Origin of the sequence: Roseibium sp. MMSF_3247 (genome assembly GCF_030733765.1) — a bacterium.
Classification (GTDB): domain Bacteria; phylum Pseudomonadota; class Alphaproteobacteria; order Rhizobiales; family Stappiaceae; genus Roseibium.
This window is the reverse complement of the sequence record NZ_JASHII010000004.1, coordinates 89,451-101,344: the sequence shown is the minus strand read 5'-3', so window position 1 is coordinate 101,344 and position 11,894 is coordinate 89,451. Positions and strand designations below refer to the sequence as shown.

Annotated in this window: 14 protein-coding genes; 5 read left to right on the top strand and 9 right to left on the bottom strand. The window is 55.5% G+C overall.

Annotation, left to right across the window (positions count from 1 at the left end; all coding sequences use genetic code 11):
- Positions 1–46 precede the first annotated feature (46 nt).
- The gene (locus RBB44_RS14385) at positions 47–376 is read right to left on the bottom strand and encodes a phasin family protein (RefSeq protein ID WP_209178783.1); all 330 of its coding nucleotides are present in this window, start codon (positions 374–376) and stop codon (positions 47–49) included.
- 723 nt (positions 377–1,099) lie between these two features.
- Here RBB44_RS14385 and RBB44_RS14380 point away from each other — a divergent pair.
- On the top strand, positions 1,100–2,797 hold the full coding sequence (locus RBB44_RS14380) for an SPOR domain-containing protein (protein WP_371932267.1): 1,698 nt from the start codon (positions 1,100–1,102) through the stop codon (positions 2,795–2,797).
- An 18-nt stretch (positions 2,798–2,815) separates the two neighbouring features.
- Here RBB44_RS14380 and RBB44_RS14375 read toward each other — a convergent pair whose 3' ends face one another.
- The 3 genes from RBB44_RS14375 to RBB44_RS14365 form a co-directional block, all read right to left on the bottom strand.
- Positions 2,816–3,520: a DnaJ domain-containing protein gene (locus RBB44_RS14375; protein ID WP_306148412.1), complete on the bottom strand. Its 705-nt coding sequence runs from the start codon at positions 3,518–3,520 to the stop codon at positions 2,816–2,818.
- Positions 3,517–4,236, bottom strand: coding sequence for a VWA domain-containing protein (locus RBB44_RS14370; RefSeq protein ID WP_306148771.1), 720 nt, complete (start codon positions 4,234–4,236; stop codon positions 3,517–3,519). The genes RBB44_RS14375 and RBB44_RS14370 overlap by 4 nt, the downstream gene beginning before the upstream one ends.
- Before the next feature lie 119 nt (positions 4,237–4,355).
- The gene (locus tag RBB44_RS14365) at positions 4,356–4,790 is read right to left on the bottom strand and encodes a DUF1489 family protein (RefSeq protein ID WP_306148411.1); all 435 of its coding nucleotides are present in this window, start codon (positions 4,788–4,790) and stop codon (positions 4,356–4,358) included.
- A gap of 121 nt (positions 4,791–4,911) precedes the next feature.
- On the opposite strand from RBB44_RS14365, the gene RBB44_RS14360 reads away from it, so the two are divergent.
- Complete coding sequence (locus RBB44_RS14360) at positions 4,912–5,796, top strand: SDR family oxidoreductase (RefSeq protein ID WP_306148410.1); 885 nt, start codon at positions 4,912–4,914, stop codon at positions 5,794–5,796.
- 146 nt (positions 5,797–5,942) lie between these two features.
- The gene (locus RBB44_RS14355; protein WP_306148409.1) at positions 5,943–6,425 is read left to right on the top strand and encodes a hypothetical protein; all 483 of its coding nucleotides are present in this window, start codon (positions 5,943–5,945) and stop codon (positions 6,423–6,425) included.
- A 101-nt stretch (positions 6,426–6,526) separates the two neighbouring features.
- Here RBB44_RS14355 and RBB44_RS14350 read toward each other — a convergent pair whose 3' ends face one another.
- Positions 6,527–6,649: a hypothetical protein gene (locus tag RBB44_RS14350; protein ID WP_286189900.1), complete on the bottom strand. Its 123-nt coding sequence runs from the start codon at positions 6,647–6,649 to the stop codon at positions 6,527–6,529.
- Between the two features lie 417 nt (positions 6,650–7,066).
- Here RBB44_RS14350 and RBB44_RS14345 point away from each other — a divergent pair, with 417 nt between their 5' ends.
- Entirely contained in the window at positions 7,067–7,825 is a 759-nt protein-coding gene (locus RBB44_RS14345; protein WP_306148408.1) for a DUF599 domain-containing protein, read from the top strand.
- Here the strand turns inward: RBB44_RS14345 and RBB44_RS14340 are convergent.
- From RBB44_RS14340 to RBB44_RS14330, 3 genes are all read right to left on the bottom strand, one after another.
- Complete coding sequence (locus RBB44_RS14340; protein WP_306148407.1) at positions 7,708–8,955, bottom strand: adenylate/guanylate cyclase domain-containing protein; 1,248 nt, start codon at positions 8,953–8,955, stop codon at positions 7,708–7,710. The genes RBB44_RS14345 and RBB44_RS14340 overlap by 118 nt on opposite strands.
- Before the next feature lie 91 nt (positions 8,956–9,046).
- Complete coding sequence (locus RBB44_RS14335) at positions 9,047–9,853, bottom strand: YdcF family protein (RefSeq protein ID WP_306148406.1); 807 nt, start codon at positions 9,851–9,853, stop codon at positions 9,047–9,049.
- A gap of 9 nt (positions 9,854–9,862) precedes the next feature.
- The gene (locus RBB44_RS14330) at positions 9,863–10,738 is read right to left on the bottom strand and encodes an aldo/keto reductase (protein ID WP_306148770.1); all 876 of its coding nucleotides are present in this window, start codon (positions 10,736–10,738) and stop codon (positions 9,863–9,865) included.
- Positions 10,739–10,797: 59 nt separating this feature from the next.
- On the opposite strand from RBB44_RS14330, the gene RBB44_RS14325 reads away from it, so the two are divergent.
- The gene (locus RBB44_RS14325; protein WP_306148405.1) at positions 10,798–11,202 is read left to right on the top strand and encodes a Clp protease ClpP; all 405 of its coding nucleotides are present in this window, start codon (positions 10,798–10,800) and stop codon (positions 11,200–11,202) included.
- 64 nt (positions 11,203–11,266) lie between these two features.
- Here RBB44_RS14325 and RBB44_RS14320 read toward each other — a convergent pair whose 3' ends face one another.
- The gene (locus RBB44_RS14320) at positions 11,267–11,881 is read right to left on the bottom strand and encodes an ATP-dependent Clp protease proteolytic subunit (RefSeq protein WP_133946931.1); all 615 of its coding nucleotides are present in this window, start codon (positions 11,879–11,881) and stop codon (positions 11,267–11,269) included.
- Between the last annotated feature and the right edge of the window lie 13 nt (positions 11,882–11,894).

The window sequence follows — 11,894 nt, the reverse complement described above, 5'->3', positions numbered from 1 at the left end:
GGGTTTTCAAAAAACTCAATCCGGGCAAGGGCCCGGCGTTGGCAACTTACTTGCCGAATTTGCCGATGATGCCTTCGTACGGCTTGTAGGCGTCCTTGGACAGATCCGTGACCATTTCACCGATCTTTGTCATTTCGCCAACAAAGCTTTCGTAGGAAGTCTTCACATAGTCAGCCTGGGCTTCAAATGCGGTGTCCAGGGACTTGGAGGCGACCAATTTCTCAACAGCAGCAGTGCCTTCTTCGAAGGATTTCTTCTGATAATCAGCAACCTCAGCAGCAATTGCCTGAAATCCTTTGCTCATAGAGCCGAATGATTCCATGGCCATGTCCATGCTGTCTTTGCTCATTTTCTGGATTTCATCGAAGTTGTTCATCATGTCGTTTGCCCTTCTCCGGCGAGCCGGTTGCCAGTGCCATCTACTGTGACCCGTCTGGACTGTCCGGCGCGCTTATCGCTTTACCTAACGCAAGCTTCATAATGCGCTGCACAATTTCTGTCAAGGTGATTTTGCAATGCAAAAACAACTTTAACGCGAATAACTTAAGTAAATCCCGAAAAGCAAATCCCCAGCCCGCTAAAGGTTGCGAGGTTGAGCGCTCCCTTTTGACGGCCAATACCCGCCCCGTCTCCACACATGCGCAACCGGCGCTCTGTAGCAAATACACCGCATCGCAGCAAAACGGCTCACCTGAGGCCGCAGCCCGAGTTTTAGAAACTTGAAAAATCGAAAAATTCTTCAAATACAAAGTATAAAATAAGAAAAACGCCTACACCTTCCCTAAATATTCCAATCAAGAAAATACTAATTGATATTCGACAGATATAATCGAAAATAACTGACCAAATAGATCAATGTATACAATAAATGAAAATCCACACCCGCCAAAAATTGACATTTACACTTGATTAACCATAACAAAAAACAAATTTTTTAAGTGTTTTTCTGGTATCTCCTTTACACATTCGTAACCGTGATTCCATCAAATAGCACCTGAACTTCGCGGACGGCTCGAATGAACGGCCTGGGGCTGGCCGATCATCCCCGTCCACAAACAGAAACGCGTGACCCGAATTGGGAAAAGTAACAGTGTTAGGTATGCGTTCTTCACGCTCTGCGCGAATGATTGGCCGTTTTGGCAAGATGCTTGTCGTCGGCACTCTTGTGCTCTGCGCCCCAACCGTGGCTTCGGCCAATCCGAAATATGCTGGCATCGTCGTGGATGCCAAGACCGGCAAGACCCTTTATGCGGCCAATGCGGACGCCTACCGGTTCCCGGCCTCGCTGACGAAGATTATGACCACGTACATCATCTTCGAAGAGCTTGAGGCGGGTCGGCTTTCCTTGTCCAGCCGTTTGAAAGTCTCAAAAAACGCTGCTGCTGAAGTGCCGTCGAAACTCGGCTTGAAACCGGGCAGCACCATTTCTGTGAAAGATGCGATTGGTTCGCTGGTCACCAAATCAGCCAATGATGTGGCAACCACCGTTGCGGAAAACATCGCCGGTTCCGAATCCGCATTTGCCAGACGGATGACCCGGACCGCCCGCCAGCTTGGCATGTCCAAGACAACCTTCCGCAACGCGCATGGTTTGCCGAACTCGAAACAGCGGACCACTGCGCGCGACATGGCGACCTTGGGTCGTGCGATCCAGGAGCGGTTTCCGGAGTACTACAAACTCTTCAACACGCGGGTCTACAAGTACAAAGGCCGCCCTTTGCGCAATCACAACCGGCTTCTTGGAACCGTCCGCGGTGTCGACGGGATCAAGACCGGTTATATCCGGGCGTCCGGGTTCAACCTGGTGACATCTGTCAAACGCGATAACCGGCACATTGTTGCAGTTGTCATGGGCGGCCGCACCGGCGCACGCCGGAATGCTCACATGACTGACCTGATCGGACGGTACCTGCACAAGGCGAGCAGAGGTCCGCGGACAGCGCCGCTGATCGCGTCGGCTGGTCCCGTTTTCGCTTTTGACGCGGCATCCTTAAAGGAACCGCCGCTACCGGCAAATAAGCCGGGCGGTGGAATTGCACCGCCTGCGACTGGCGCGCCGGTCGTGCTTGCAAGTGCCTACGCACCGGTAAAACTTCCGGAAGACGCGCTGGCGGCCAATCAGGTCCCTGCCCCGGCTCCAGCACCGGTTCCAGGCTTTGGCAATGAAGTTCCGATCCCGCCGAAGGCCGTGAAGTCCCGCTTCAACGACACATTCGCGGTCGCGACATCTCTGCCCCCGATCCCGAGAACCAGCCCGGACGCGTCGATCACGACACAGTCGATTTCAAAGACGGCTCTACTTCAGGCGGCGCGCCAGCAGGCGGGTATCGATCTGCCGGTCCGTAATGACGAGCAGGCTCCAAGCGCTCCGATCCCTGTACGCACTGTCGCAACTGAAGCCATTGAAGTCATCCCGGTGGCCGAAGTCGGTGCAACGCAGACAGCGTCATTGTCGCAAAAGATCGATGCAACTTCAGAAGAACTGGCGCAGGGCGATGCTGACGAAAATGAACGCGTTGACGTCGACACTGCCGAACCTGCTATCGCGGTCTCTGGCTGGCAGGTGCAAATTGCTGCCGCCGAAACTGAAGCCCAGGCTATGGCCCTTCTTCAGAGAGCTGAAGCACGGACCGGCAATGCCTTGAACAACCGCACACCTTTCACAGAGCCAGTCGAGGCCAATGGCACGACCCTCTACCGCGCCCGTTTTGCCGGGTTCGACAACAAATCTGCAGCCCGTCGGGCTTGCCGTACCTTGAAAAAGGCGAAATTCGCCTGCTTCGCCATCTATGAGTAAATTGAGTAACGGATGTCGTTAATGTCTTCTGAGAAGCGTGTCTTTCGCCTCGTTGATTTTCGCCGCGAGGAAACCGGAGCCTCCTTGGTCGGGATGGACCCGCATCATAAGCCTGCGGTGCGCGGCTCGGATTTCCGCGTCCCCGGCATCGGGCGAAAGCCCCAGGATCTGGTAGGCCTCCTCATTTGTCATGGGGCCCGAGCTCGACGCGCTTCTCTCCCGATCTGTGGCATCCGCCTCGAAGTCTTCACGCCAACCGGCAAGCCTGCGGTCGAGATAAGCTTCGACTAACTTCAGGCTTTGATCGTCCTGATGAGCTTCCCGCCAAAAGGTCTGCAGCTCATCATCTGCGAGGTCATCCAGCCGACGGCCCTGAAAACTGCCGGCGAGGACCGTTCCCGATAAAGCACCCGTGTCATGGTCCAATTCCATTTCGACCATGGCAGACCGGACCTGGGACTGCTGCCCGGCAGTCTTTTGAGGATTGTAGCCCGACAAGTTTCGCAGTCCGGCCAATCCAAGCAGCGACACCCCAAACCCAAAGGCTGGGATTGCCAGTGCAAACCGTCCGGTTACGGCAAAAACGCCCGCTAGTATCATCAACAGGATACCGCCATAGGTGCGGATAGACTGCGCGAGCCTGGCCGGGTTGGCCTGAACGAACTGCCGCATCACAGCAATGAAAACGACAAGCAGCACAAGGCCGAGAAGCAAATAGATCATGATGACGGCTTGAGTTGCTCCAACAACAATCGGGCGCCCTGCCCGCCTTTCTTTTCAAATGCAGTCAGCGCCTTGTGACCACCGCTGGCGAAAACAGCAACCGCCTTCAAGAGCTCGGAAAGTTGACGCGCAGCACCGGCATCAAACGGACAATAAGCTCCATTAGTCAAGCGGGCGATTTCGCGGAACGCACTCTCAGCAACCGGATCCCGGCCTTCTTGAAAAAGGAACATCGGCACACCCAGAAGGCCGAGCTGCCCCGCCTTATCACATAAGGTGTCGACGTTTTCTTCCATGCAGTCGCCGACATAAACAACCGCCGCAATTTTCTCTTTTTCCGCCGCGCTGATCGCAGCCGAAAGCACTTTACGGATCTGCGTGTGACCGCCTTGGCAGGTAATCCGGCTCATCACTCCGGCGAGCTCCTGCCCTGTTTCAAACCAGCGCGAGGCTCGGCACTCGCCAAAGCCGCGGAAATAGACAAGTTTGATCTTGAGCCCACCGATGGACGCAGCTTCCCGAAACATCTCACCTTGCAACTGACAAGCTGTGTCCCACGTGGGTTGCCGGCTCATTGTTGCATCGAGCGCGAAGATCAGCCGGCCGGATGTACCCGGTGCCGGCCGCGGAGCTGACTTCACCTTGTCAAGAAAAGCGGACACATCAGCCTCAGTCGAACGGACAGTCTGATCCTGCCGCTTCGCCGGTGTGTTCATACTATCCCGTGTCTTTGCCAAGAATGAGTGTCCCTTATCCTGCCGCTCACAACCCGAACTTGGTTCTTGAGACCGTCCGCGTCAACGCTATTGCCGCAATTGCCGCAGGCGGTTTGCAATCAAATGAGACAGAGTTCGGTGAGATCCCGCCGCATGCTGTCCGGCATGTTCTGAACATCGCCACCGGCACGAATATCCTTTGGTGCATCTTCGGCCTTTAGATAGCGCCACCCCTGGAACGGCCGTTTCGGCTGATATTGTGTGAGGATCAACCGCGGCTCCAGCACCAGGTCGCAGCGTTTCACCCCCGCATCGTCGGTAAATGGCCGAATATCCAGGAGATGCTGACGCGCCTGTATTTTTCCCTTGATGACCCAATAGAGGGACCCGCCATCCAGCAGCTCCTCACGCCGGGTCGGCACCATACGCGTGGTGTGGGCGGTGTGCGCGCCAAGCCCCGCTGCCCGCGCCTGCTCGACGCGAAAGTCGATCCACGCCTGAAGGCTCTCGACGCTATCAGCACCCACACAGAGTTTCACAAGATGCAAGGTCATGAAACTGACCTATCAGTTAACAAAGCAAGGTCAAGAGAGCGACCGTCTGCAGCGGTGGATAGTGATTATAACAAGGGCTCCCGCTCTTGCGCTTGCAGCGCGAAACCGGTCATCTCGTACAATGGATGTATTCGTTACAGGTGGCACGGGCGGGATCGGCTCGGCAGTGATCAAACAGCTCGTCGAGGACGGCTGCCAGATCATCGGTCTTTCCAGGTCCGATCAATCTTCGGAAAAACTGCGCAGCCTCGGCGCCTCGGCTTATCCCGGCGACCTGCGGGATCCGGCTACCTGGGTCGAGCGGGCAACAGCATGCGATGCTGTCGTTCACCTTGGAGCGACCTTCTCACCCGACATGGGCAAGGTCGACAGGATCGCCATGCTGGAGATGAAAAAAGCCGCCCGGCATCGCAAACAACCGCTCAAGGTTGTTTATACCGGTGGGATTTGGCTGTACCCGACCTGCAAGGCGGGAGACATGCTCAGTGAGAAGACCCCATTTTCACCGCTACCTGCCTTTCGGTTCATGACAGAGACCATCAAGACGCTCTCTACAGGGACAGACCTTGCGCTTTCCGTGGTCCACCCTGCCCTCGTGTGCGGACCAGATTTTGGTCCGGTTGCAGAGATGACAGCTGCCTTGAAAGAGTGTGGGAGGTTTGAAACCCGGGCCTCGGAACACACGTTTTGGCCGCTGGTCGAAGTTTCGGACCTTGCAAGGCTTTATGCACTTGTGCTGCGTCAGACCCGGTTCCGAATGTCCGTAATAGGCAGTGGTATCTCCGGTGTCTCCGTCGACCATCTTGCAAGCCATATCTCAGCCCGTCACGGCAAGCCCCTGGACATCGTCACGCAGCAGGCACCGGACGGTGTTGACCCCGACCAAGACTGGGCGGCTGGGTACGCTCTGTCCCAATCAGCCGACAACACACATGCGAAACGGCTCCTCTCCTGGTCTCCGGAACACTCCACGGTCGAGGATCTGGTGATCTCGCTTTCCAGATAATCGGCACCTAATCAACCGAGCGAAGACTTTATCAACATCCGTACGGTAGCTTTTGAAGATCAAAACCGAACGGATGATCTACATTGCGGCTTTTCCTCTCGCTGGTTCTATTTTGGATACTTTCTGGTCCTGCACAGGCAGAGACCATGCAGCCGCTTGGAAAGTTTCATGTCATCAACACGGCAGGCTTTATCGAGCGGGACGGGAAACGGGCGCCGCTTGCATCTGATCTTGAGACAGGCGAACTGACGCTCCAAAGAAATCTGTCGGGCAATCTGGTTTTGACCATCAGCGAAACAGACATCGAACTCTTTGAGGTTAAAAATGGCCTCGCTGGTCTGGCCTGGAACCCAGGAAACTCATCTCTGTTGGAAGTTTCGGACATTCTGGATTTGAGCCCTCACACCCTGCCAGAACACGTTCAGGCCTGGGGCGCCGATGTCACTTGGCCGGGACAAGGCGAAGTGCAGCTGGTGCTTCTGCCGCTGGGCGAAAATGCCTACAGCAGTTTCCTGATCAGCCATCCGGGAAACAGTACGGTGGTGCGCCAGATGGAGCTGCGCAAAGTCTCAGGACCGCCAAACCGCCCAGACCCAAAAGCGACTGTTCTAGCCCCCGTATTGAATTGAACACCACCAGAACTTGACTGTTTCACCGGCCAGTCGGACAGCCAAAAAGCAAAAAAGCCGCAGCGATCGCTACGGCTTTTGTGTTTCGTGCGCCCTCAGGCTTATTTGGCGATGGCGACGGCTTGTTGGGCGTTGTCAACGTCGTTGAACAAGAGAACCATGGCGAGTGCGATGCCAACGGCACCAACTGTCCAAAGTGTCACGCTCCAGCAAGATTTCTGCACGTTTTCGTCCATAAAATCCCTATGTCGTTTCTAAGCATTGCAAGCCGCTTCCGGCTGCAAATGTGGCGCTAGTGAGGCGAGGTGGTAAACGATCCCTTACCTGTTCGCAAGTGCAAAAATCCGGCATCAGATTTGCAATTTTCACATTGCCGTTTTTTTGTTTTTGTTTGAACAACTTACGGCTTGGAGAGCACTTGCACATAGTTTGATCAGCTTGCCGTAAACGTAAGATCTCAGCCTCATTTACGTCCGATTCCAGGGCAAACACGGCAGCTGATTTGGGGCCCTTTTCCCGCCTATCCGCACGTCCGTTGCAGTTGCCTCTGGATTTTTCCCTTCACCGCTTATGCTGGGCTGACGTTCCCGATAAGATGCGCAGGTTCCAAGTTAATCGCTCTCAAGACCATACGGACTTCTATGCACGCCCTATCCCAACTCGATTATGCCGCTGCCGGCCTGTTCCTGGTGGCTTGGCTCGGTTTCAACCTGCTGATTGATCTGGGTCCGCTGCGCAAGAAAACCCTGTCATATGCGATGGAAACCCAGCGCCGGAACTGGATGCTGACCATGTCAACCCGCGAAGTCCGGATTATGGACACCGCGATCCTGTCCGGCTTGCAGCAAGGCACAGCCTTTTTTGCATCAACGGCCTTGCTGGCGATCGGGGGCAGCTTTGCCCTTCTGGATGCGACCGATCGTATTCTTCAAGTCGCTGGCGACCTCTCCATCCCGGTCTCCGACAGCCGTGCTCTCTGGGAAATCAAGGTGTTGGGGCTGATGCTGATTTTCGCTTACAGCTTCTTCAAATTTGGCTGGGCGTATCGGCTCTTCAACTACGCCAGCATCGTCATGGGTGCTGTTCCGGAGCGCAGCCAGGGCGATCCGGACGCCATTCGCGAAATTGCAGGAAAAGCAGGGGAGCTAAACGTCCTTGCCGGCCGCCACTTCAATAGAGGCCAGCGCGCGCTCTTCTTCGCCATTGGCTTTCTGGGATGGTTTGCCGGCCCGATCGCCTTCGCGATCCTGACCGTCGCCGTGTTTTTGGTGCTCCTGCGCCGTCAGTTTTCTTCCAAAGCCCGCGCGACCGTAATGTCCGGGCAGTTGTCGAACTTTTCTCCAGACGTCAAATTGGGAGAATACACCGACACCGGATCATCGAACCCCTTCACGCGATAACTGCCAAACAGTCCTGAGCGGCAGCCCATCAGACCTGCAACATTGTCAGACACGAGCACTTCGCGGCCGAGGTCCTTGGCCAGTTCCGCAATGCGCGCGGCGAGATTGACGGCTGGTCCGACAACCGTGAAATCGAGACGCGTTTCGCTGCCGACATTACCATAAAAGACATCGCCGGCATGCAAGGCGATCCCGACGCTCATGTCCGGTGTCACCATGCAGGTTTTCTGCTGATTAATCTCTCCGATCTTCTTCAGCGTGTCCCGTGCAGCCAACAAGGCATTATACGCAGCTGACTTTGCTTCCTCTTCCGTCTCATACGGGAAGATGGCCATCACCTCGTCGCCGATGAACTTCAGCACCTCACCGCCGTGAGCCTCAACGGCTTCGGTCATCGCACCGAAGTATTTGTTGAGGAACAGAACAAGTTTGTCGGCAGGCAGACTGTTGGACAGACGAGTAAACCCGCGGATGTCAGCAAAGCTGATCACGGCTTTGATCCACTCGCCCTCACCGCGCCGCGTGGTTCCATCCAAAACCCTCAGACCAGCGCGCGGACCAACATACGTATCGAGCACTGTTTCAGCAGTGCGACGCAGCGTTTTGAGTTCGCACACCAAGGCCAACGGCCGCATGATCGAATCGAAAACACTCAGGTTTGCGCCCGAAAAGCCTCTGGGAGCCTTCGTCGCGAAGGTCGCAACCTTCACGGAGCCATCGGAGAATGGCATCGGCAGAGCGATGTAATCGGTGTAGCCCTCTTCACGGAGTTCCTGGCAGACCGGAAAATCATCGTCGGTGCCGGCACAGTTAGCGATATCGACCCGAACCGGCTGTTTTGTTTCATGAACACGCTTGATCGGGCTGCTCTCATAATTAGCATCGGCGTCTTCGCCCGGCACATAGCGCCGCAGCTCACGTGTGCCTTCGCTGTCCCAAATCGAACCTTCCGCCCGGACGTTCGGATGAACGATCCAGATACCAGTTGTCGCACGATCGACCGGCACGCCACCCGCCCGCAGCCGCTGCGCAAGTTCACTAACGATTTCAAGAGTGCCGTCCAGCTGGGGTGCATCGCTGTAGAGCCATTGCACCACATCTGCCGCGACAAGCGGCGCTTCGAGGACCATCTGCCCGCCCCTACTTTTCAAATGAGATGATTGGTATATGGGTCTCTTAACCGGAGAATAAAAGTGGTGTTTTGCGGAAACTTTAAACTGGTTAAGAATTCACCGGGCCCGGAAACAAGGCACTGCTTCGGCCGGTGAGCCAATAAACCGCCAAACCGATCCACTCCCGAACGCCAATGTCGACGCGCCGCAATCCCTTGGACGCGCCATCAAAGCCAAGTCCCCAATCCGCACCGCCACGGGTTCGGTAGTCGACAGGATAGGCCGTCACGCCGCTCCATCCGGCAGCTTCAAAAACCCCCATAGATCGTGGCATATGGTACGCTGAGGTCACCAAAAGCCAAGTCTGTCCCGGCTTTGGATCGACCAGCTTTTTCGTCAAAACAGCGTTCTCCCAGGTGTTCCGGGATTCGTCTTCCAAAACGATGCGTTCTGACACGATACCGAAGTCGTCAAACAGGCGCGATGCTCCTTCGGATTCCGTCGCCTGCCCCGTGATGATTGTTCCCTGGCCGCCAGTATGAATGATCAAGGCTTCAGGGAGCAATTTGGCAAGCCGGGCAGCAATGGTCAGCCGTTCCCCGGAAACGGTCAAAGCCGTCTCACCACGCGCTCCGGTGACAACCGTATCGACCGCGCCGCCCAGAATGATGACGCCGTCATAAGACACGAGCTCAGCTGGTCTTGAAAACCGGTCTTCCAAAGGCTGGATCAACAAGTTTGCTGCCGGAGAAAACCCGCAAACAATGAGTCCAATTGCACCAACCCAAATGAACCGCCGCCCCCACTTTTGAAGCCGCTTCCCCATCGACATCACCAAGCCGAACACGACCAGCGCGATCAGAAAATTGGACGGCTGAATAAAAAACGCGGCAATCTTAGAAAGATAGAAGAACATCTACTTAAGTCACTCCGGATCCCAGACCGGCCCCCAGGCGGCGTTGATCAGCCGGCAGTCAGGACTACCTAAGGCGAAAATTTGCGCCATCTCGCCGCTGTCGAGCTCGAAATCAAAAATGTCAATGTTGGCTTTCAGCCGATCCGGATTGCTGCTCTTCGGGATGGCAATGACGTTCGGCTGCTGCACATGCCATCGCAATGCAGTCTGAACCGGCGATTTGCCGTATTTCTCAGCCAAGTCGCGGAACACGCCTTCCTGATCAACCCGCCCTTTGACGATCGGACAATACGCGGTCAGCGCCATTCCAAGATCCTGTGTCGCCTGCAAGAGCGTTCGTTGGCTCAAGAAGGGATGATACTCAACCTGATTGGTCACCAGCTGGCCACCGGCAAGATCTTGCGCCTGCCGCAACAGCGCAGACGGGAAATTGGACACACCAATCGACCTTGCAAGTCCCCGGTCTTTCGCCTCGACAAGTGCGCCGATGGTTTCCGCAAGTGGTATATCTGGGTTTGGCCAGTGGACGAGCAGGAGGTCCACATAATCGGTTTGAAGCTTGCGGAGACTTGTCTCCGCCGATGTTTTGAATGCATCAGCGGCGAGTTGATCCCACCAGACCTTAGTGGTCAGAAAGAGCTCTGACCGGTTGAGACCGGACATGCGGATGCCCTCGCCGACCTCAGATTCGTTTTCATAATAGGCCGCCGTATCCACATGGCTGTAACCGTTCTGTAAAGCAAATGACACAGTCTGGGAGCATTGTGGCCCACGCAAATCCCAGGTGCCCAACCCAATTGCCGGGATCGATACGTCACGAATAGATCTGGAAATCATTGTAAATTCTTCCATGGATGAAACAGCTGTGATGACAGTCACAGCCACCGCCAACGAACAGGGGCAAACTTCCCAGAACGTTCGCAAAGATGGCCGGAGACAATGATATGACATTGTATATGAAAATTGGTGGCAGAAAGGCAGTCTTAGCTGCCATTCCCCCGCTCAAAGACCGACTGGAGTCCGATCCCTGTTTCGATCTTGCACCGCTGCGCGGTGAGTTTGATGCGGCGGGAGACTTTTGCGAGTTCCTGGTTTTCCTCTTTGGTGGTTCCCCGTTCTATGACGGCAAGCCTGTGACCGACCTTCTCTCACCGCTTTGCGATTGCGACGATGTTTATGGCCGTTTCGTAGACCACCTCGTGGCGGTATTGCTTCACGATGACCTAAACGAAGAAAGCGAAGCGGAACTGCGTTCGCTCATGGAGCGTCTGCGGCCACATGTTCTTGCGCCAAGGCCCACGGCTCCTGTTCTGGTCTATTCCGTGGACAACGATCAACTGCGTGCCTGACGCCACAAACAAAAACGCCGGCGACTTCCATCACCGGCGTTCTTTGTTGAAAGACTGAAGGGGATCAGCCGAGTTCGTTAACGCTGGTCACGACTTTCCCGACGAGACCATAGTCAATGCCCTCTTCCGGGCTCATCCAGTAATCACGATCAGTGTCTTTTTCGATACGCTCGATCGGCTGCCCGGTGGCATCCGCGAAGATCTTGTTCAGACGGTCGCGCATCTTGATGATTTCCTTGGCCTGGATCTCAATGTCCGTTGCCATGCCACCGGCGCCACCGGACGGTTGGTGCAAAAGGAAGCGAGTGTTCGGCGTGCAGAAGCGCAGTTCTTTCGGCACGGACACGTAGATCAAGGCACCGGCACTTGCGACCCAGCCCATGCCGAGAATACGAACTTCCGGCGAAATGAACTTGATGGTGTCGTGAATCATGTCACCAGATTCAACATGGCCGCCCGGAGACGACACGATGACAGTGATCGGATCGTTGGAAACCTGTGCCAGCGCCAGAAGGCGGGCACACACATCACGGGCCATGTCCTGGGTCACCGGACCTGTAATCAGGACCGTGCGCGCTTCGAACAGATGCTTGTCGACCTGGATCGACGGTTGGGCTTTGGACTTGTCCTCGTCGTCATCGTCGAGGCGTGCAGGCACCGTGGTCGAATAGTTTTTCATGCGCAGGATTTAG

What these genes read in the sequence shown, in the direction of transcription:
- RBB44_RS14355 (WP_306148409.1), top strand. Translation starts at nt 5,943, where the DNA reads ATGCAGCCGCTTGGAAAGTTTCATGTCATCAACACGGCAGGCTTTATC.
- RBB44_RS14370 (WP_306148771.1), bottom strand. Translation starts at nt 4,236, where the DNA reads ATGAACACACCGGCGAAGCGGCAGGATCAGACTGTCCGTTCGACTGAG.
- RBB44_RS14375 (WP_306148412.1), bottom strand. Translation starts at nt 3,520, where the DNA reads ATGATCTATTTGCTTCTCGGCCTTGTGCTGCTTGTCGTTTTCATTGCT.
- RBB44_RS14345 (WP_306148408.1), top strand. Translation starts at nt 7,067, where the DNA reads ATGCACGCCCTATCCCAACTCGATTATGCCGCTGCCGGCCTGTTCCTG.
- RBB44_RS14380 (WP_371932267.1), top strand. Translation starts at nt 1,100, where the DNA reads ATGCGTTCTTCACGCTCTGCGCGAATGATTGGCCGTTTTGGCAAGATG.
- RBB44_RS14360 (WP_306148410.1), top strand. Translation starts at nt 4,912, where the DNA reads ATGGATGTATTCGTTACAGGTGGCACGGGCGGGATCGGCTCGGCAGTG.
- RBB44_RS14340 (WP_306148407.1), bottom strand. Translation starts at nt 8,955, where the DNA reads ATGGTCCTCGAAGCGCCGCTTGTCGCGGCAGATGTGGTGCAATGGCTC.
- RBB44_RS14385 (WP_209178783.1), bottom strand. Translation starts at nt 376, where the DNA reads ATGAACAACTTCGATGAAATCCAGAAAATGAGCAAAGACAGCATGGAC.
- RBB44_RS14365 (WP_306148411.1), bottom strand. Translation starts at nt 4,790, where the DNA reads ATGACCTTGCATCTTGTGAAACTCTGTGTGGGTGCTGATAGCGTCGAG.
- RBB44_RS14335 (WP_306148406.1), bottom strand. Translation starts at nt 9,853, where the DNA reads ATGTTCTTCTATCTTTCTAAGATTGCCGCGTTTTTTATTCAGCCGTCC.
- RBB44_RS14320 (WP_133946931.1), bottom strand. Translation starts at nt 11,881, where the DNA reads ATGAAAAACTATTCGACCACGGTGCCTGCACGCCTCGACGATGACGAC.
- RBB44_RS14325 (WP_306148405.1), top strand. Translation starts at nt 10,798, where the DNA reads ATGACATTGTATATGAAAATTGGTGGCAGAAAGGCAGTCTTAGCTGCC.